Raw genomic sequence first — 20,693 nt, 5'->3', positions numbered from 1 at the left:
TGTTGTAATGGAATGACTAGTGGAATGCAAGGGTCATTTTGTTATAAAAAAAATAGTACAGATATACAAAGAGAGAGTGTAACAGTTTTGAAAATATAGTATACTGGGAATACAACACATGAAGAATTTAGGGAAAAGAAAGTATGGTGAAACCATTTGGCTACCAAACATAATCAAATTTTAGAACATATTAATAGCCTACCGGTAGGGCATAAAATTTCTGTAAGGCAAATTGCGAAAGATTTGAGTGTAAGTGAAGGGACAGCTTACCGTGCGATTAAAGATGCAGAAAATAAAGGATATGTTAGTACAATTGAACGTGTCGGAACAATTCGAATTGAACAAAAGAAGAAAGAGAATATCGAAAAACTAACATATGCAGAAGTCGTTAACATTGTTGATGGTCAAGTACTTGGAGGCAGAGAAGGACTACATAAAACATTAAATAAATTCGTAATCGGGGCTATGAAATTAGAAGCGATGATGCGCTATACAGAAGCGGGGAACTTGCTTATCATCGGGAACCGTACGAATGCACATCAATTAGCATTAGAAACAGGGGCCGCTGTATTAATTACAGGTGGATTTGATACAGAAGAGCATGTGAAAAAGTTAGCAGACGAATTGAAGTTGCCGATTATTTCCAGTAGCTATGATACATTTACGGTCGCAACGTTAATTAACCGCGCGATTTATGATCAACTTATTAAGAAAGAAATTGTACTCGTTGAAGATATTTTAACACCGATTGAAGAAACACTATATTTAAAGCCTAGTGATATCGTGCAGAAATGGCATGAGTACAATGAAGAGACGATGCATGGACGTTATCCAATTGTGGATGAAAATAAAAAGGTGTTAGGTATCGTAACTTCGAAAGATATGATTGGTGTTGCGAAAGATACACCAATTGATAAAGTGATGACGAAACACCCTATTACGGTAAATGGAAAGATGTCTGTCGCAGCTGCAGCGCGTATGATGGTATGGGAAGGTATTGAATTACTTCCTGTTGTGGAAGATGGAAATAAATTGCAAGGTATCATTAGTCGTCAAGATGTACTTCAGGCATTACAGATGATTCAGCGTCAACCACAAGTTGGTGAAACGATTGATGATATTGTAACGAATCAATTTATGACGCCGAAAGAAGCAAAAAATGAGCATTTGTATCAATTTTCAGTGACACCACAAATGACGAATTCAATCGGAACATTATCTTACGGTGTATTTACAACAATTGTGACAGAAGCAACAAACCGTGTCATTCGTGCTCAGAAGAAGAGTGATTCAATTGTTGAGAACTTAACAATTTATTTTGTAAAGCCGGTTCAGATTGATAATGTTGTATCCGTTCATCCGAAAGTATTAGAAATTGGCCGTAAATTTGGTAAGGTTGATGTAGAAGTACACCATGAAGGTAATGTTGTTGGAAAAGCATTACTTATGGTGCAATTGATTGATAAATAAAAAGATGGAACAAATCGTTTTGATTTGTTCCATCTTTTTTTTTTTTGTAGAGAGTGATTTATATAATGTTAAATGACAGAATATTAATTTATTTAGATGGTAGACTATGTTACAATTATATTGTAAGAAAATGGATTTTGAGGAGGCGGTATGCAATATGTCATCAGAAATAATCTTCTTTGGTGGTATCGCACTATTTTACTTTCTTGTAATGATACCGATCCAATATTTATATTTACAAGGTTTACATGAAAAAAGGAAACGTACAGGATTATCTCAGCGAGAACTATATGAAAAAATGTCTTTTGAAGAGGAACAATTACATTTTCATGTGCAAGGCAACCTATTTAATATACCTTCTGCGTTTGTTGCATATATGATTTTAAAAAGTAGAGGACGTAAAAAAGCATCACAATGGTGATGCTTTTTTACGTTGCTTCATATGCTTCTGCTTCTTTAACTGCTAATGGAAAGAAATGTTTATATTGGCGAAATCCATTAAATGCACTCGCACTACCAAATAGAACGAATAAAACACCGACGATCATACGAGCGGTTGAAAGTTCTAAAAAGAATTGGTTTATCCCGAAGAATAAGACGAATGAACCGAGTGCCATTGCGGATTTTCCTGAGAGCCAACCTTTTTCCATTGGGCGGTTTGTACGAAAGTATTTTGTTTTGTAGAAGAGGTACAACATAAATGAGACGATAATACAGAAGACTAATACTGGCATAATGCACACTCCCATCGCTTTGTGAAAATTATAGTGAAGAAAAAAGAAATATCTAAACTTTCTAATTTTTATTATAAAGCAATTGTTCGCATGTATGAAATACTTTCCGTTATAATGGAGGATAAAGTGAAGAAGTTGAATAAAAAGGAGATTATACATATGCATGAGCAAATTTTAGGAGTAATTAAAGAATTTGAGACAATTATTATTCATCGTCATGTGCGTCCGGATCCAGATGCGTTAGGTTCACAAGGCGGTCTTGGTACGATTTTGCAAGAATCGTTTCCAGAGAAAAATATTTATACGGTTGGGTACAATGAACCGTCACTAGCATACTTACGAGTAATGGATAATATTGAAGATAGCGTATACGAAAATGCACTTGTTATCGTTTGTGATACTGCGAACCAAGAACGTGTTGACGATCAACGCTATACAAAAGGGAAGATGTTAATCAAAATTGATCATCATCCAAATGAAGATCCGTACGGAGATATTACGTGGGTAGATACGACAGCAAGTTCTACAAGTGAAATGATTTATGAGTTTTATAACTATGGAAAAGATAAAGGATTAAAAATAACAAAAGAAGCAGCTCGCCTTATTTTAGCAGGGATTGTTGGAGATACAGGTCGTTTCTTATTCCCGAATACAACAGCAAAAACACTCCTTTACGTAAGTGAGCTTGTTGATATGGGTGTGAAATTCACAGATTTATACAATGAAATGTATAAGACAAAAGAAAAAATCGCTCGTTTAAACGGTTATATTTTACAAAACTTTACGATGGTAGAAGAAGGAGCAGCTTACATTAAATTAACGAAAGAAGTATTAGAAGAATTTGATGTACTTCCTTCTGAAGCATCTGGTGTTGTTGGAGCGCTTGGTAATATTGACGGATTAAAGGCATGGGTTCTATTTTTAGAGGAAGACGATGTAATTCGTGTTCGCCTTCGTTCAAAAGGGCCAGTTATAAATAAATTAGCAATGCAATATAACGGCGGAGGACATCCGATGGCTTCTGGTGCAAAAGCATCTTCTTGGGAAGAAGCGGATCGTCTGTTTGCTGATTTACGTGATATTTGTAAATAAGAGAGTATATGTTAAAACGAAAAGAAGGAGCGGCACTTAAGCCCTCCTTCTTTATTTTTCTTTCTCTATATCAATACTAATTTCAAGTACAGTATCAAAAGAAATTGTATCGACTTTAAAGCGGTATATACGATCGTAATGTTTGTACGTTTTGTTTTCGATTGCTTTTTTGAGTAGGTCTTTATTTTTTGCGATACTTTGAATGTTTTTCGTTAAAAGATGTTGGAGGTCATTATGGATAGAAGTGGTCATATTTTCGAGTGTTAGATTGTCTAAATCATATTTTTCTCGATTTATTATTTTTATTTTAATCTCTTGAATTGTTAAGAGGCGTTTATTTTCTGTGTTCAACTTTTCTTGATCTTCGAGAAGGACGTGGAGCTTTGCTTCTTGTTTTTCTATAATTTCTCGTTGCTCTGCTATTTTACTAGATTGTTCTTCTTGAAAAACACCGTATATGTACAAAAAAATAAACCAGCTCAACACGCCTCCAACAGCAGCGCCAGCTAAAACTAAGTACCATCTTTTTGCTGTATTGGCACTTGGCACTCTCATACATGTTCCTGCGTTAGCCATTTAATAATAATAAGACCTGTTTGCATACCGCCAGTTGCGAAAAAAATAAGGAGAATTTGTTTTACGATATCTTTCATATCTCCGCCAAAGAAGCTTCTTTCAAAGCTATAAAAGGTATCAAATGTTCCGCCGATTGCTGCAACGAGTGCCCAAATTCTTAAATTTTGGGCGAATTGATTAATGTAAGTTAGAGCTGGTTTTCCGATAAGAAACGCACCAAATCCACCAATTAATGAACCGCCAAGTATAACCCCAAAGGCAATAAAATAACTAATAATAAGCAGAGAGAAAAAAGTATGTTCTCTTACATCCATCGTCATTCCCCTTTCTTCTTCATATATATGGACAAAGTATGAGAAGTATGTTTTGATTTCCGCTTTCCTCATCACCTATAATGAAAGTAGTCAAATAGGTAAAGAGAGGGTACAACAGTGAAGTTTGTGCATTTACAATGTCAAACCGTTTTTAGTTTATTAAAAAGTGCTTGTAAAATTGATGAGCTTGTAGTCAGGGCGAAAGAGCTTGGTTTTTCATCGTTGGCTATTACGGATGAAAATGTTATGTATGGCGTTATTCCGTTTTATAAAGCATGTAAGAAACATGGTATACAGCCTATTATCGGCTTAACAGCTTCTATTTTTAGTGAAGAAGAAGAGAAGTCTTATCCGCTCGTCTTACTTGCTGAAGATGAAATAGGCTATCAAAATTTATTAAAGATTTCTAGTAGCATTATGACGAAGTCAAAAGAGGGTATTCCGAAGAAGTGGCTTGCGCATTATGCGAAAGGATTAATTGCTATTTCACCAGGTAAAGATGGGGAAATTGAACAATTATTATTAGAAGACAAAGAGGATCAGGCGGAAGAAGTAGCTTGTACATATCAAAATATGTTCGATAATTTTTATATGAGTTTGCAGCATCATGCGATTCAAGATGAACTGCTCCTGCAAGAAAAATTACCTGAATTTATTAGTAAGGTAAATGTCCCAGTCGTTGCAACAAATGATGTGCGCTATATCAATCAAAGTGACGCGCTCGTTCACGAATGTTTACTATCAGTTGAAAGTGGAACGAAAATGACTGATCCAGACAGGCCAAGGCTCAAAACGGATCAATATTATTTAAAGTCATCGGATGAAATGGAAGCACTATTTTCTCACACGGAAGAGGCGATTTACAACACTGTAAAAATTGCAGAACGTTGTAAAGTAGAAATACCGTTTCATGTAAATCAATTACCGAAATTTCCTGTTCCATCTAACGAGACGAATGATACTTACTTACGCCGTGCTTGTGAAGAAGGCTTGCATAAACGTTATGGTACGCCAAAAGAAGTGCATATAAAGCGTTTGAATCATGAACTAAACGTCATTTCTAGTATGGGATTTAGTGATTATTTTCTCATCGTATGGGACTTTATGAAGTATGCACATGAAAATCATATTTTAACAGGACCAGGCCGTGGATCGGCAGCTGGCTCACTCGTTTCGTACGTATTAGAAATTACAGATATTGATCCGATTGAATACGATTTGTTATTTGAAAGATTTTTAAATCCCGAACGTGTGACCCTTCCGGACATTGATATCGATTTTCCAGATATAAGACGTGATGAGATGATCCGATATGTGAAAGATAAGTATGGTCAGCTCCGCGTGGCGCAAATTGTAACGTTTGGGACGCTTGCAGCGAAAGCAGCAATTAGAGATATTGCTCGTGTAATGGGACTTCCGCCGCGAGACATTGACATATTTTCAAAACTTATTCCATCAAAGCTTGGTATAACGTTAAAAGATGCATATGAAGAATCACAATCACTCCGTGAGTTTATACAAGGGAATCTTCTTCATGAGCGTGTGTTTGAAATTGCAAAACGTGTAGAAGGCTTACCTCGTCATACGTCTATTCATGCCGCTGGCGTTATTATGAGTCAAGAACCGTTAACGGGTAGTGTAGCAATTCAAGAAGGACATAACGATGTTTATGTTACGCAATATCCTGCTGATGCATTAGAAGAACTCGGGTTGCTCAAGATGGACTTTTTAGGCTTACGTAATTTAACGTTACTTGAAAATATTATAAAGTTCATTGTGAAAAAAACGGGGAAAGAAATTGATATAAGGAATTTACCTCTCCAAGATGAAAAGACGTTCCAATTGCTAGGGAGAGGGGATACAACGGGGGTATTCCAGCTTGAATCAGGTGGTATGCGAAATGTACTTCGCGGATTAAAACCGAATGAGTTTGAAGACATTGTCGCTGTTAACTCGTTATACAGACCAGGACCGATGGAGCAAATCCCAACCTTTATTGAATCGAAGCACGGAAAAAGAAAAATTGAATATTTACATCCGGATTTAAAGCCGATTTTAGAAAGAACATACGGTGTAATTGTATACCAAGAACAAATTATGCAAATTGCATCGAAGTTAGCAGGATTTTCGCTCGGAGAAGCGGATTTATTACGCCGAGCAGTGAGTAAAAAAAATCGTGATATTTTAGATCAGGAACGTCAGCATTTCGTGCAAGGTTGTTTGCGAAACGGATACGATGAGACATCAGCAGATAAAATTTACGATTTGATTGTAAGATTTGCGAATTACGGTTTTAACCGAAGTCACGCTGTAGCTTACAGTATGATCGGATATCAGCTTGCCTACTTAAAAGCGAATTATACGTTGGAATTTATGACAGCATTATTATCAAGTGCAATTGGAAATGAAGATAAGATTGTGCAGTATATACGAGAAACGAAGCGGAAAGGTTTCCACGTTTTGCCACCGTCACTTCAGAAGAGTGGTTACAACTTCCAAATAGAAGGGAATGCGATACGTTACAGCTTACTTTCAATTCGAAATATCGGAATGGCTACAGTGACGGCATTGTTAGAAGAACGAGAGAGCAAAATGTTTGAGGATTTATTTGAATTTTGTCTTCGTATGCCAGCGAAGTTTGTAACAGAACGAAATTTAGAGGCGTTCGTCTGGTCGGGATGTTTTGACGATTTTGGTATTTCGAGAACGAATTTATGGAAAAGCCTTAAAGGAGCGTTAGAGTACGCAAATCTTGCCCGTGATTTAGGGGATGCTGTTCCAAAATCAAAATATGTACAAGGAGAAGAGCTCTCTTTTATTGAACAGTTAAATAAAGAAAAGGAAGCACTTGGCTTTTATTTATCAAGCTATCCGACAGCGCAGTATGTGAAGTTAGCAAAAGAATTAGAAATTCCATCTCTCGCTCAGGCGATGCGAAATAAGAAAAAAGTACAAAGGGCTATCGTGTATATAACAAGTGTGAGAGTCATTCGTACGAAAAAATTGCAAAAGATGGCGTTTATTACATTCTGTGATCAAAATGATGAAATGGAAGCGGTTGTTTTCCCGGACACGTATATACATTTCTCAGACAAGTTACAAGAAGGGGCAATTGTTTTAGTTGACGGTACGATTGAGCTAAGAAATCATAAGCTGCAATGGATTGTAAACGGACTATATCCGTTAGAAGAAATGGATGTTTATGAAGAAAAGAAAGATGCATCTGTTTACGTGAAATTGCCGTCTCAGTATGAAAAAAAGCTTTTGAATCAGGTTACAAAAATATTGTTTGACTATTCGGGTTTTGCGAAAGTACTAATTTATTATGAAAAGGAACATAAAATGGTACAATTATCTCGAAGTTTATCGATTCATCCAAGTGAAAAATGCTTAGGAACACTTCGTGAAATTGTCGGGGAAGAGAATGTAGTTGTGAAAATATAATGGACAATTTCCCTACACTTCGATTATTATAGTAGTAGTGTTCGTGGTCAGACCACTTGGAGAAATTGATACCAGCTAGAATAATTTGAGGAGAGTGGATAGTTTGTCAACACTTCGTGAAGAAGCACTTCACATGCATAAAGTGCATCAAGGAAAATTAGAAACTGTATCAAAAGTAAAAGTAGAAAATGCAAAAGATTTAAGTCTTGCATATTCTCCAGGGGTTGCAGAGCCTTGTAAAGAAATTTATGACGATAAAAGTAAGGTATATGAATATACGATGAAGGGAAATATGGTAGCAGTTGTGACGGATGGAACGGCTGTACTTGGTCTTGGTAACATTGGACCTGAAGCATCTCTTCCAGTAATGGAAGGTAAAGCTGTATTATTCAAGAGCTTTGCTGGTGTAGATGCATTCCCAATCGCCTTAAATACAAACGATGTAGATAAAATTGTTGAAACTGTAAAATTAATGGAGCCAACTTTTGGCGGCGTTAACTTAGAAGATATCGCAGCACCAAACTGCTTCATTATTGAAGAACGTTTGAAGAAAGAAACAAATATTCCTATCTTCCATGATGATCAACACGGAACAGCTATCGTAACAGTAGCGGGCCTTGTGAATGCGCTGAAATTAGTTGGAAAGAAAATGTCTGACATTAAAGTTGTCGCAAATGGCGCAGGTGCAGCAGGTATTGCAATTATTAAACTTTTATATCGCTATGGAGTACGCGACATTATTATGTGTGACCGTAAAGGTGCAATCTATGATGGTCGTCCTACTGGTATGAATCCAGTGAAAGATGAAGTTGCAAAATATACAAATAAGAATCGTATAGAAGGTTCTTTAGCTGATGTTGTACAAGGTGCGGACGTATTCATTGGTGTATCTGCAGAAGGTGCATTAACAGAAGAGATGGTTCGTACAATGAATGACAATGCGATTATTTTTGCAATGGCGAATCCGGTTCCGGAAATTATGCCAGAATTGGCAAAAGCAGCGGGCGCAGCTGTTGTTGGAACAGGTCGTTCTGACTTCCCGAACCAAGTAAATAATGTACTAGCGTTCCCTGGTATTTTCCGCGGTGCACTTGACGTACATGCGACACAAATTAACGAAGAAATGAAGATGGCAGCTGTACAGGCTATTGCTGAGCTTGTAGCAGAAGATGAGTTGAATGCAGACTATATCATTCCGGCACCGTTTGACGCGCGTGTAGCGCCTCGAGTGGCAGCTTACGTTGCGAAAGCAGCAATGGAGACAGGAGTAGCTCGTCGTCAAGTAGATCCAAATGAAGTTGCTGAGAAAACAAAACAATTAGCGCTGATTGGTAAAGAATAAGCGAGGAATTTCCATTGACATCATCAAATACAAAAGTATATCTCGAAATTGTAAAAAAAATCCGTTCCATTATGGAAGAGGATGGATTGGTAGCAGGGGATCGTTTGCCGTCTGAGCGGGAGCTAAGTTCACGCTTAAACGTAGGACGCTCATCTGTAAGAGAAGCATTGCGTGCTTTAGAACTGGTAGGGTTAATTGAAACGAGACGGGGTGAAGGGACGTTTATTCGAAACTTTTACGATAACGGTCTTGTACAACTAATTGCTCCGTTTCTATTGCAAGATGAGAAAACAATTCGTGATTTATTACAAACAAAACGATTGCTTGAGAAAGATATGATTCGAATTGTATGTAATTTACCGAAAGAAACATTTTCTAAAGTGCTAAGTAGATTACAGAAAGTGCTTGAAGAAAATGAAAGTTCGATTCCAATGCTTCACCAAACGTTCTTTAAAACACTAATTGAACAAGTCGATAATTATTTACTATATCGCATTTGGATGATCGTAAATGATTACGTAGCAACTCTTTCTTGTAAAGTTTCAGGAGATTCTATCGATATGTATAGAAAGCTTTATGCTACTTTGGAAGAAAAACAAGAAAATGATGCACTAAAAATTTACGATGAATTAGTAGAGAATATACAGTTTCACTCGTAATGTATAAAATTTGTCGAAATGACCATGACACGTTATGACAAACATTCTACCGCATAGCGGTTAAAGTTAAACGTAAAGAGAGAGGTTATTAGACAGATTGAGAAGATAAGGCTAACATCAAACATTGGTGTTAGCCCCATTTTCTTCTTACGCTAACCTTAGCTCTCAACGAAGGGGGTCAAATTGTGCTAAGAGATTTATTCGTGAAAAAGAAAAAGTATGCTGCAATACCTTCAGAACAAGTACGAAAAGATGTACCAGATGGCGTTATGACAAAATGTCCGAAATGTAAAAAAATCATGTATACGAAAGAACTTCTGAAAAATTTAAAAGTATGTGTGAACTGTGGATATCATCATCCTATGAATGCATGGGAGCGCCTTGATAGTATATTGGACGAAGGGTCATTCCGTGAGTATGACAAAGAAATGGTTTCATTAAATCCACTCGAGTTTCCGGGATATGAAGAGAAATTAGAGAACGATCGTAAGAAGACTGAATTGAATGAAGCGGTTGTAACTGGTGAAGGAACAATTGATGACATGCTTGTTGTTGTTGCAGTAATGGATTCTCGTTTTCGAATGGGGAGCATGGGCTCTGTTGTAGGAGAAAAAATTGCCCGTGCGGTTGAAAAGGCATACGACTTACAAGTTCCATTTATTATCTTTACTGCTTCGGGTGGTGCCCGTATGCAAGAAGGTATATTAAGTTTAATGCAAATGGCAAAAACAAGCGTAGCTTTGAAAAAGCATAGTAATGCAGGAGGGTTATTTATTTCTGTTATGACTCACCCAACGACGGGCGGGGTTTCAGCGAGTTTTGCTTCACTTGGTGATTATAATCTTGCAGAGCCAGGTGCACTTATCGGATTTGCTGGTAGACGTGTAATTGAACAAACAGTGCGTGAGAAACTACCGGAAGATTTCCAAACGGCAGAATTTTTACTAGACCATGGTCAATTAGATGCGGTTGTGCATCGTGATGATATGAAAGAATCACTTCGTAAGATTTTAGAAGTTCATCAAGGAGGGGAAATGGCTGTATGGCAGAGCTAGAATTTGAAAAACCAGTTGTTGAGCTAAGAAATAAGATCCGTGAACTGAAAGACTATACGAAAAACAGCCAGATGGACTTCAGTGAGGAGATTCGTATTTTGGAAGACAAGCTAGAAAATTTAGAGGAAGATATATACGGCAATATGAAAGTATGGGACCGTGTGCAAATTGCTCGTCATGCAGAACGACCGACAACGCTCGATTATATTGAGCACTTATTTACTGATTTTTTTGAATGTCATGGAGATCGCCTATTTGGCGATGATGCAGCGATTGTCGGCGGCATTGCGAAATATAAGGGGATGCCTGTAACTGTAATTGGGCATCAGCGCGGAAAAGATACGAAAGAAAATATTCGTCGTAATTTTGGGATGCCTCATCCAGAAGGATATCGAAAAGCACTGCGTCTCATGAAACAAGCGGAAAAGTTTAATCGTCCTATTATTTGTTTCATCGATACGAAGGGAGCTTATCCTGGTAAAGCAGCTGAAGAACGTGGACAAAGTGAAGCTATTGCCCGCAATCTATTTGAGATGGCAGGTTTAACGGTACCAGTTATTTGTATCGTTATCGGTGAAGGCGGTAGTGGTGGTGCGCTAGGTCTTGGAGTAGGAGATTACATTCATATGCTAGAAAATTCCACTTATTCTGTTATTACACCAGAGGGTGCAGCGGCAATTCTTTGGAAAGATGCAGGAAAAGCGAAGGAAGCTGCAGAAGCAATGAAAATTACAGCAGCAGATTTGAAAGAATTAGGTGTAATTGATGAAATTATTCCAGAGGCAAAAGGTGGAGCTCACCGTAATCTTTTAAAACAGTCAGAAAATATAGACTTAATGATTAGAAAAACTTTTGAACAATTAAACGGAATTTCGAAAGATGAATTAATCGAAAAACGTTATGAAAAATATATGAAAATTGGGCAAGTTTCGTTTTCAAACGCTTCCATTGGGATAAAATAAGAAAAGCGTGCGTTCCTCTTCGCGAATGCACGTTTTTATTATGAAAAGACACATCTTCTCCATTGTGTTTTTATATTTTTTCGTGTTATTTTATTATAAGGCAAATAATCTTTATGAGGTGAGTACAAATGAAACGTATTGGTGTATTAACAAGTGGTGGAGATTCACCTGGTATGAATGCTGCCATTCGTGCAGTTGTTCGTAAAGCGATTTTCCATGATATTGAAGTATATGGTATTTACCATGGATACGCTGGATTAATTTCTGGTCACATTGAAAAATTAGAACTTGGTTCTGTTGGCGATATTATCCACCGCGGTGGTACGAAATTATATACAGCAAGATGTCCTGAGTTTAAAGACCCAGAAGTACGACTAAAAGGTATCGAGCAATTAAAGAAACACGGTATCGAAGGACTTGTTGTTATTGGTGGAGATGGCTCTTACCAAGGTGCTAAAAAATTAACTGAACAAGGATTCCCATGTGTTGGTGTACCAGGTACAATCGACAATGATATTCCTGGAACAGACTTCACAATTGGTTTCGATACAGCTTTAAATACTGTTATTGATGCAATTGATAAAATCCGTGACACAGCTACATCTCATGAACGTACATATGTTATCGAAGTAATGGGACGTCATGCTGGAGACATCGCATTATGGGCTGGTTTAGCTGATGGTGCAGAAACGATCTTAATTCCAGAAGAAGAGTATGACATGGATGATGTAATCGCTCGTCTAAAACGCGGTAGCGAACGTGGGAAAAAACACAGTATTATCATTGTAGCTGAAGGTGTTGGAAGTGCAATTGACATCGGTAAGCATATTGAAGAAGCAACAAACTTTGATACTCGTGTAACTGTATTAGGTCACGTACAACGTGGTGGATCACCAAGTGCACAAGACCGTGTATTAGCAAGTCGTCTTGGCGCAAGAGCAGTTGAGTTGTTAATTGCTGGTAAAGGTGGACGCTGTGTAGGTATTCAAGATAATAAACTTGTTGATCATGACATTATCGAAGCGTTAGCTCAAAAGCATACAATCGATAAAGATATGTATCAATTATCTAAAGAATTATCCATCTAATCGGCGTAATGTCGGATATTTGGGAACGGTTTCATAATTTTCGGAGGTGCAATATGCGTAAAACTAAAATTGTATGTACAATAGGTCCTGCTAGTGAAAGTATTGAGAAATTAGAACAATTAATGGAAGCGGGTATGAACGTTGCTCGTTTAAACTTCTCTCATGGTAGCCATGAAGAGCACGGCGCTCGTATTAAAAACATTCGTGAAGCTTCAAAGAAAACTGGTAAAACAGTTGGTATCTTACTTGATACAAAAGGTCCAGAAATCCGTACTCACGACTTCGTAGACGGACAAGCTGAACTTGTAACAGGTGCAGAAGTAGTTCTTTCTACTGAACAAGTATTAGGTACTGCAGAGAAGTTCTCTGTATCTTATGCTGGTCTTTATGATGATGTAGACCCAGGTTCTCGCATTCTAATCGATGACGGTCTTATCGAGCTAGAAGTAATCGAAAAAGCTGACGGGAATATCCGTACAAAAGTTTTAAACAGTGGAACTGTAAAAAATAAAAAAGGTGTTAACGTACCAAACGTAAGCATTAAGCTTCCTGGTATCACTGAAAAAGACGTAAAAGATATCATCTTTGGTATCGAGCAAAAAGTTGATTTCATCGCAGCATCTTTCGTTCGTAAAGCATCTGACGTATTAGAAATCCGTGAATTACTAGAAGAGCATAATGCTCAATACATCCAAATCGTACCGAAAATCGAAAACCAAGAAGGTATCGACAATATCGATTCAATCTTAGAAGTTTCTGACGGTTTAATGGTAGCTCGTGGTGATATGGGTGTGGAAATTCCACCAGAAGAAGTACCTTTAGTGCAAAAACGTTTAATCAAAAAATGTAACGTATTAGGTAAACCAGTTATTACTGCAACGCAAATGTTAGATTCTATGCAACGTAACCCACGTCCAACTCGTGCGGAAGCAAGTGACGTAGCTAACGCAATCTTCGATGGTACGGATGCAATCATGCTTTCAGGTGAAACTGCTGCTGGTCAATATCCAGTAGAAGCGGTAACAATGATGGCTAACATTGCAGTACGTGTTGAAAAATCATTACAATACGAAGATATGTTCAAAAAACGTATTAAAGAGTTCACTCCAACAATTACAGATGCAATTAGCCAATCTGTTGCGCATACAGCACTTGCTCTTGATGTAGCTGCGATCGTAGCTCCAACAGAAAGTGGACATACTGCGAAAATGATCTCTAAATATCGTCCGAAATCTCCAATCGTAGCTGTAACATCTGACGAGCAAGTAGGACGTCGTCTTGCACTTGTTTGGGGTGTACAAGCATTTATGGCTGGGAAACGTGCAGCGTCTACTGACGAAATGTTAGATACTGCGATTCAAACAGGTATGGATGCAGGTCTAATCGGACTTGGAGACACTGTAGTAATCACTGCGGGTGTTCCAGTTGCTGAAACTGGTACAACAAACTTAATGAAAATCCATGTTGTTGGTGAAGAAGTTGCTAAAGGACAAGGAATCGGTCGTAAAGCTGCAAAAGGTAAAGTAGTTGTAGCGAAAACAGCTGCTGAAGCTGTAGCGAACGTAAACGAAGGTGATATCCTTGTTACAATAAGCACTGATAAAGATATGATTTCTGCAATCGAAAAAGCTGCTGCTTTAGTTGTAGAAGAAGGTGGCTTAACTAGCCATGCAGCTGTTGTAGGCGTATCAATCGGTATTCCTGTTATCGTTGGTGTAAACGGCGTAACAGCAACTTTAAAAAATGGCCAAGAAGTAACAGTTGATGCGGCACGCGGAATTGTTTATAATGGACATGCGGAAGTGCTATAAGAAGTAATACGGAGAGAAGGAGCGGAGTCCTTCTCTTTTTTTTACACAAAAACATGATAGAACTATTTTAAAACGTCTAAATTTGCTTTTACAAGCTGCTTGTTATGAAGTTTAATGTGAATGGATGTCTTACTTCTGTTTAGTCTATATGAGCGTTTTAGGGGTCTTTAAAGCGATTTGTGAAAGGGGTGCAGAACTGTGAAATGGTTGTTATTCTTGTTGATTTTAATACCGGCGGTTGAGATTACGGTATTAATTGGGTCGAGTCATGTAATAGGGTTATGGTCTACGTTCGCTATGATTGTATTTACTGGTGTTGTAGGTGTATATTTGGCGAAAAGGCAAGGGTTTAAAGTGCTTAGAGAGATTCAATCTAAGTTGAATAGAGGAGAAATGCCAGGCGAGGCAGTACTAGATGGTATTTTTGTATTTGTAGGAGGTATTTTTTTAGTGCTTCCTGGATATGTGACGGATGTAATGGGGTTTATTTTTGTTGTCCCTTTTACTAGGGCTTTATTGAAGCCGCTTGTTATGAAGTGGATGGAATGGAAGTTTAGAAAGAGATCTACTATTATTATTCAGAAGTAGTGCTTAGATTATAGCGATCTAAGCACTACTTTTTTATTCTGCAAAAAGCCTGATTGGTACGGGTTAATAATTAGTGGGGGATGAACAAAACCTGATTGATTAAAGTTTCACTTTATTGTGTAGGATATATATTTCTGATTGAACATGTAAATTGGATACTATTTGTTCTTAATGAATAGGATGTAGAAAAAATCCGCTATATTGAAGTTTTATTTTTGTGTATGAAGGATCGAGGAACGTAATGAAATCTGATAAAAGCAGGGGAATCGTTAGTTGAAGCCTTATCTTATACTGATTTGTATATTTATTCATTTACATAAAAAGTAATAAATGTAAGTAATAATTATAAAATAAATAGAATAAAAATGTATTTTAGGTTGAAAAATCCGTTTTTATATGCAAAAAAACAAGAGAATTATCCTTTTTTGGGCAATTCTCTTTTTGCATGTAGTTAGTATGAAAAAGAAGTACAAGGAATAATGAGTGGGAAATTGCACTCATTATTCCTTAAGTTTTTTGTGTGAATTAGAAATTATTGTTTTGAAGAGGGTGAACCTTTAATGTATTTCCACAAGTCATGGAAGACATGAGCTTTGTGTAATGTATTAAGTAGTACTAATGTGACTGGACCGATGATTAATCCTAAGAAACCGAAGAGCTTAAAGCCGATAAATAGAGCGACTAGTGTCGCTAATGGATCAAGACCAATATTAGATGAAAGTACTTTAGGTTCCATAATTTGTCTTTGGACAATCACGACGATGTATAGAATGAGAAGACCGATGGCGAATGCGGTGTCGCCAGTGAAAAATACGTATATAACCCAAGGGACGAAGACGGCTCCGGTCCCTAAGTATGGGAGTAAATCTACAACACCTGTAATAATCGCGATAGTAATGGCGTATGGTACGCGTAATATTAAAAGTCCGATTAGTACAATAACGGTTGTCATAGATACGAGTGTAAGTTGCGCTTTAACAAAACCGAACAAAGCTTTTCTTAAATCGACAAAAATAGTTTTTCCGTAGCCATGTACACGATTCGGTAGAAGTTTTCTTGCTTTTTGAGCAAGACGGTGCCAATCGTAACTAATGAAGAAAGTGGCTAATAAAATGAATACAAGAACAGTTAGAGTTGTTGGTAATGCACTAATGAAATTTGTTAATCCACTTATAATAGCTGTTAAAAGTTCTTTCATTTGTGTTGTTGCTTCAGTTCCTAAGTTTTGGATGTTTTGTGTAATTGTATAACGCTGCGGTTCTCCAAGATGATTAAATTTAGAAATTAAATCGTCATAGAGAGGCATAATATGATTAAGTGCAAATTGCTCTGCGAATTTAACGATATCCGGAAACTTTACTGTAACAAGTTGTAGTAAGTATGTTGTGGCAGATATTGCTTCTGTTACAAGGTATGTAACAAGCCCGACGATAGCTCCGAATACGAGAATTAAGCTAACGAGTACTGCTAGTGCGCGAGGGAATTGTAGTTTTTGATTAAGGAAATTGACGACAGGATTAATCAAATAAGCAAATGCAAAAGCGATAATAAAAGGATAGATAAGTCCTGACATGTATAGTAATACATAGAACCCAGCTACCGTTGCTACAATGACAAATATGAGTCGCAATATCATATATAGTAAGTTTCGGTTCAAAGATGTATACCTCCCATTCCAATTTGTATTAGCCTAATTCGTTCAACTTATAACGAGTAGCATTCACTGATTAAAGTTTCACTTTTATGTTATAGTGGAATGATGGATTTTCCCTGCTTTTTCAGTACATGAACGACTGTAAAAGCTTGTTGATGATGCTTCTACTATATGGTAAAAACTTCATTTTCTCTTCTTTTTATTTTACCTGTTTCTTGTTAGAAAAGAAAGGAGAGACCATCGTTTTCAAAAATGTATATATGCTTTGATTTTTTTGGGTTACAGTCTCGTTTTGTAAGTTAAAAATGCATACAAAAATGAAATTGTTGGCTTATTCTCATTGGCAAATAGACATCGATATGACATGTATAACGATAGGTTTAAAGGTATTTTTGTTTGGAAGCGAGTTCATTATTTTCAGAAAGGAAGTGCAAACATGATTAGTCAGTCAACGTTATTTTTATTCATACTACTTATTATAGGACTGATTGCTAAAAACCAATCGCTTACTGTAGCCATTGGAGTGTTATTCTTATTGAAGTTTACGTTTTTAGGAGATAAAGTCTTTCCTTATTTACAAACGAAAGGGATTAACCTTGGTGTAACAGTCATTACAATAGCAGTGCTCGTACCGATTGCGACAGGGGAAATAGGCTTTAAACAACTCGGAGAAGCAGCGAAATCATATTATGCATGGATTGCTTTAGCCTCAGGTGTGGCGGTCGCTTTGTTAGCGAAAGGCGGCGTACAATTATTGACGACGGACCCTCATATTACAACTGCGCTTGTTTTTGGGACGATTATAGCGGTTGCCTTATTTAATGGGGTGGCTGTAGGCCCGTTAATTGGGGCTGGAATTGCCTATGCAGTTATGAGTATTATACAAATGTTTAAATAAGGAATTTTATAGTAATATAAAATTTTTGAATTCTTTCTGTTCACAAAAGTCAGATAATTGTTTATAATAGAATTAGAAACTTTGAAAAGTTACATAACAGCAGAGACTTTACACCAGATAAAATAAAAACAACATAAAACAATTTTATAATGATATTGTTTTATGTTGTTTTTATCATAAAACTCTTCGGAATTCATTTTCCTCACTAACTTGTTGTTCTGAGCGTGAGGATTCGGGGAGACATTCACGCTCATGCTTTCCATGTAAGCAATGGACATTAAGAGGGGAACATCGCAACAAATGTGCATGATCGTGCATTTTGCTTGCCTAAAGAGTGAACGGGCGTTCATAATTCATAAGGGGAGCAAATAGATATAAGGAGCAAGGTTGGGAGAATTTTTCAGGAAAAGGAGAGAATGTCATGACTGTTATTCGAGGTTTAGAAGGGGTAGTAGCAACAACATCATCTGTGAGCTCTATTATTGATGATACATTAACTTATGTTGGGTATAATATTGATGATTTAGCTGAGAATGCTACATTTGAAGAAGTAGTGTACTTATTATGGCACCGTAAGCTTCCTAACGAACAAGAACTAGCGGAATTTAATGAAACTGTATCAGAATACTATAAAGTGCCAGGTGAAATTTTAACATATTTGAAACAAGTAGATTTAAAGATCGCACATCCTATGTCTGTTTTACGAACTGCAATTTCCATGCTATCATTATACGATGAGAGCGCTGAAATTATGGATGAAAAGTCCAATTATTTGAAAGCGGTTAAATTACAAGCTCAAGTGGGAACTTTAATTGCCGCTTATGCAAGAATCCGTAAAGGTTTAGATATTGTTGAACCGAGAAAAGATTTATCATTAGCTGCAAACTTCTTGTACATGTTAAATGATCGTGAGCCAAATGAAGTTGAAATTGAAGCTTTTGATAAGGCGCTTGTACTTCATGCAGATCATGAGTTAAACGCTTCTACATTTACTGCACGTGTTTGCGTAGCTACACTTTCAGATGTATATTCTGGTATTACTGCAGCAATCGGTGCGTTAAAAGGTCCTCTTCACGGCGGGGCAAATGAAAATGTAATGAAGATGTTAACTGAAATTGGCGAAGAAGCAAATGTAGAATCATATATTCATAATGCTCTTCAAAATAAAGTGAAAATCATGGGCTTTGGTCATCGTGTGTATGAGCAAGGTGATCCACGTGCAAAACATTTACGTGAAATGTCTAAGAGATTATGCGTGCTTTTAGGAGAAGAGAAATGGTATAATATGTCTATCAAAATTGAAGACATTGTAACAAAAGAAAAAGGTCTTCCACCAAATGTTGATTTCTATTCAGCTTCTGTATACCATTGTTTAGGAATTGACCATGACTTATTTACACCTATCTTTGCAATTAGCCGTATGTCAGGCTGGTTAGCTCATATTCTAGAACAATATGAAAACAACCGTTTAATCCGTCCGCGTGCTGATTATAATGGACCAACACATCAAGTATATGTTCCAATTGCACAACGATAAGCGAAAAACACTATTTCGATAGTAAAAATACGCTTTCAAAAGTCTGATTTTTTTGGGAAGATGTAATGATTAGAATATTTTAATTTGACTAACGGTTTGAACTGAGGGGTTATTCCCTCAGTTTCATACATATGAAATTTCAAACATGGGGGTTATCACATTGACGACAGGTGAAAAAATTACTGTAACTAATGGTGTTATGAATGTACCAAACAATCCGATTATTCCATTTATCGAAGGAGATGGAATTGGTCCTGATATTTGGGAAGCTGCATCTCGCGTACTAGAAGCAGCAGTAGAAAAAGCTTATGATGGTGAGAAGAAAATCGTTTGGAAAGAAGTGCTTGCAGGGGAAAAAGCATTCAACCAAACAGGCGAGTGGTTACCAGAAGAGACTTTAAATTTAATCCGTGAATATTTAATCGCAATTAAAGGTCCACTTACAACTCCAGTTGGCGGTGGTATTCGTTCTCTAAACGTAGCGCTTCGTCAAGAATTAGATTTATACGTATGTCTACGTCCAGTTCGTTATTTTGAAGGTGTTCCTTCACCTGTAAAACGTCCGGAAGATACTGATATGGTTATTTTCCGTGAAAATACAGAAGACATCTATGCTGGAATTGAATATGCACAAGGATCTCCAGAAGCAGAAAAAGTTCTTGCTTTCTTAAAAGAAGCAATGGGTGTTAATAAAATCCGCTTCCCAGAAACATCTGGTATTGGTATTAAACCAATTTCAGAAGAAGGGACAAAGCGTCTTGTTCGTGCTGCAATTCAATATGCAATTAACGAAAAACGCTCTTCTGTTACATTAGTTCATAAAGGAAACATTATGAAATTTACAGAAGGTGCTTTCAAAAACTGGGGTTATGAAGTTGCGGAACAAGAATTTGGCGATAAAGTATTTACTTGGGCTGAATATGATCGCATCGTTGAAAAAGATGGCAAAGATGCAGCGAATAAAGCGATGGCAGACGCAGAAGTGGCTGGAAAAATCATCGTAAAAGATTCTATTGCAGATATCTTCTTACAACAAATTTTAACTCGTCCACGTGAGTTCGATGTTGTTGCAACAATGAACTTAAATGGTGACTATATCTCTGATGCACTTGCTGCACAAGTAGGTGGAATTGGTATTGCACCTGGTGCAAACATTAACTATGTGACTGGACATGCTATCTTTGAAGCTACACATGGTACAGCTCCAAAATATGCAGGTTTAGACAAAGTAAACCCATCTTCTGTTCTTCTTTCTGGTGTATTATTACTAGAACATTTAGGATGGAATGAAGCTGCGAAATTAGTAACTGATTCAGTTGAGAAAACAATTGCATCAAAAGTAGTAACATACGACTTCGCTCGTCTAATGGAAGGCGCAACAGAAGTGAAATGTTCTGAATTTGCTAATGAGCTTATTAAAAACATGGATGTAGCGATAATCAAAAACGCATAATTAAAGTGGGGGGTAA

At 37.0% G+C, this 20,693-nt stretch carries 18 protein-coding genes; 14 read left to right on the top strand and 4 right to left on the bottom strand.

Features of this window, described 5'->3' with window-relative positions; all coding sequences use genetic code 11:
- Positions 1–156: 156 nt before the first annotated feature.
- Positions 157–1,470: a DRTGG domain-containing protein gene (locus tag F0362_RS22700; protein ID WP_000201581.1), complete on the top strand. Its 1,314-nt coding sequence runs from the start codon at positions 157–159 to the stop codon at positions 1,468–1,470.
- Positions 1,471–1,627: 157 nt separating this feature from the next.
- Positions 1,628–1,891 carry a DUF3949 domain-containing protein gene (locus F0362_RS22695; RefSeq protein ID WP_000093555.1) on the top strand — a complete coding sequence of 88 codons (264 nt, stop codon included), beginning with the start codon at positions 1,628–1,630 and terminating at the stop codon, positions 1,889–1,891.
- A 7-nt stretch (positions 1,892–1,898) separates the two neighbouring features.
- Here F0362_RS22695 and F0362_RS22690 read toward each other — a convergent pair whose 3' ends face one another.
- Positions 1,899–2,204: a YtpI family protein gene (locus F0362_RS22690; protein ID WP_001144779.1), complete on the bottom strand. Its 306-nt coding sequence runs from the start codon at positions 2,202–2,204 to the stop codon at positions 1,899–1,901.
- Between the two features lie 159 nt (positions 2,205–2,363).
- On the opposite strand from F0362_RS22690, the gene F0362_RS22685 reads away from it, so the two are divergent.
- Positions 2,364–3,296 (top strand): DHH family phosphoesterase, encoded by a 933-nt coding sequence (locus F0362_RS22685; RefSeq protein WP_000545156.1) that lies wholly within the window; start codon positions 2,364–2,366, stop codon positions 3,294–3,296.
- Positions 3,297–3,347: 51 nt separating this feature from the next.
- Here F0362_RS22685 and ytrI read toward each other — a convergent pair whose 3' ends face one another.
- Together ytrI and F0362_RS22675 are read right to left on the bottom strand one after the other, a co-directional pair.
- On the bottom strand, positions 3,348–3,851 hold the full coding sequence (ytrI, locus tag F0362_RS22680; protein ID WP_001265738.1) for a sporulation membrane protein YtrI: 504 nt from the start codon (positions 3,849–3,851) through the stop codon (positions 3,348–3,350).
- Positions 3,848–4,261: a YtrH family sporulation protein gene (locus F0362_RS22675; RefSeq protein ID WP_002034291.1), complete on the bottom strand. Its 414-nt coding sequence runs from the start codon at positions 4,259–4,261 to the stop codon at positions 3,848–3,850. The genes ytrI and F0362_RS22675 overlap by 4 nt, the downstream gene beginning before the upstream one ends.
- A 42-nt stretch (positions 4,262–4,303) precedes the next feature.
- Between F0362_RS22675 and dnaE the strand changes: the two genes are divergently transcribed.
- The 8 genes from dnaE to F0362_RS22635 all read left to right on the top strand — a co-directional run bounded on the left by dnaE (position 4,304) and on the right by F0362_RS22635 (position 15,135).
- Complete coding sequence (gene dnaE / locus F0362_RS22670) at positions 4,304–7,630, top strand: DNA polymerase III subunit alpha (protein WP_000673710.1); 3,327 nt, start codon at positions 4,304–4,306, stop codon at positions 7,628–7,630.
- Between the two features lie 133 nt (positions 7,631–7,763).
- Positions 7,764–8,972, top strand: a complete 1,209-nt coding sequence (locus tag F0362_RS22665; protein WP_162148121.1) for an NADP-dependent malic enzyme — start codon at positions 7,764–7,766, stop codon at positions 8,970–8,972.
- A gap of 14 nt (positions 8,973–8,986) precedes the next feature.
- Positions 8,987–9,631: a FadR/GntR family transcriptional regulator gene (locus F0362_RS22660; protein ID WP_000204451.1), complete on the top strand. Its 645-nt coding sequence runs from the start codon at positions 8,987–8,989 to the stop codon at positions 9,629–9,631.
- A gap of 185 nt (positions 9,632–9,816) precedes the next feature.
- Positions 9,817–10,686 (top strand): acetyl-CoA carboxylase, carboxyltransferase subunit beta, encoded by an 870-nt coding sequence (accD, locus tag F0362_RS22655; RefSeq protein ID WP_000942864.1) that lies wholly within the window; start codon positions 9,817–9,819, stop codon positions 10,684–10,686.
- Positions 10,674–11,648: an acetyl-CoA carboxylase carboxyl transferase subunit alpha gene (accA, locus tag F0362_RS22650; protein WP_000818790.1), complete on the top strand. Its 975-nt coding sequence runs from the start codon at positions 10,674–10,676 to the stop codon at positions 11,646–11,648. The genes accD and accA overlap by 13 nt, the downstream gene beginning before the upstream one ends.
- A 128-nt stretch (positions 11,649–11,776) precedes the next feature.
- Positions 11,777–12,736 carry a 6-phosphofructokinase gene (pfkA, locus tag F0362_RS22645; RefSeq protein WP_000821156.1) on the top strand — a complete coding sequence of 320 codons (960 nt, stop codon included), beginning with the start codon at positions 11,777–11,779 and terminating at the stop codon, positions 12,734–12,736.
- 53 nt (positions 12,737–12,789) lie between these two features.
- The gene (gene pyk, locus F0362_RS22640) at positions 12,790–14,547 is read left to right on the top strand and encodes a pyruvate kinase (RefSeq protein WP_149889975.1); all 1,758 of its coding nucleotides are present in this window, start codon (positions 12,790–12,792) and stop codon (positions 14,545–14,547) included.
- Between the two features lie 198 nt (positions 14,548–14,745).
- On the top strand, positions 14,746–15,135 hold the full coding sequence (locus F0362_RS22635) for an FxsA family protein (RefSeq protein WP_000871647.1): 390 nt from the start codon (positions 14,746–14,748) through the stop codon (positions 15,133–15,135).
- Positions 15,136–15,667: 532 nt separating this feature from the next.
- On the opposite strand, the gene ytvI is transcribed toward F0362_RS22635, so the two are convergent.
- Positions 15,668–16,792 (bottom strand): sporulation integral membrane protein YtvI, encoded by a 1,125-nt coding sequence (gene ytvI / locus F0362_RS22630; protein ID WP_001081386.1) that lies wholly within the window; start codon positions 16,790–16,792, stop codon positions 15,668–15,670.
- A gap of 433 nt (positions 16,793–17,225) precedes the next feature.
- On the opposite strand from ytvI, the gene F0362_RS22625 reads away from it, so the two are divergent.
- From F0362_RS22625 to icd, 3 genes are all read left to right on the top strand, one after another.
- Positions 17,226–17,687, top strand: coding sequence for a DUF441 domain-containing protein (locus F0362_RS22625; RefSeq protein ID WP_000625507.1), 462 nt, complete (start codon positions 17,226–17,228; stop codon positions 17,685–17,687).
- Between the two features lie 421 nt (positions 17,688–18,108).
- Positions 18,109–19,224, top strand: a complete 1,116-nt coding sequence (citZ, locus tag F0362_RS22615) for a citrate synthase (protein ID WP_149889974.1) — start codon at positions 18,109–18,111, stop codon at positions 19,222–19,224.
- Between the two features lie 160 nt (positions 19,225–19,384).
- The gene (icd, locus tag F0362_RS22610; protein WP_000206907.1) at positions 19,385–20,677 is read left to right on the top strand and encodes an NADP-dependent isocitrate dehydrogenase; all 1,293 of its coding nucleotides are present in this window, start codon (positions 19,385–19,387) and stop codon (positions 20,675–20,677) included.
- Positions 20,678–20,693 lie beyond the last annotated feature (16 nt).

This window comes from Bacillus sp. BS98, assembly GCF_008432245.1.
Lineage (GTDB): Bacteria > Bacillota > Bacilli > Bacillales > Bacillaceae_G > Bacillus_A > Bacillus_A toyonensis.
This window is presented reverse-complemented; position numbering and strand designations above follow the sequence as displayed.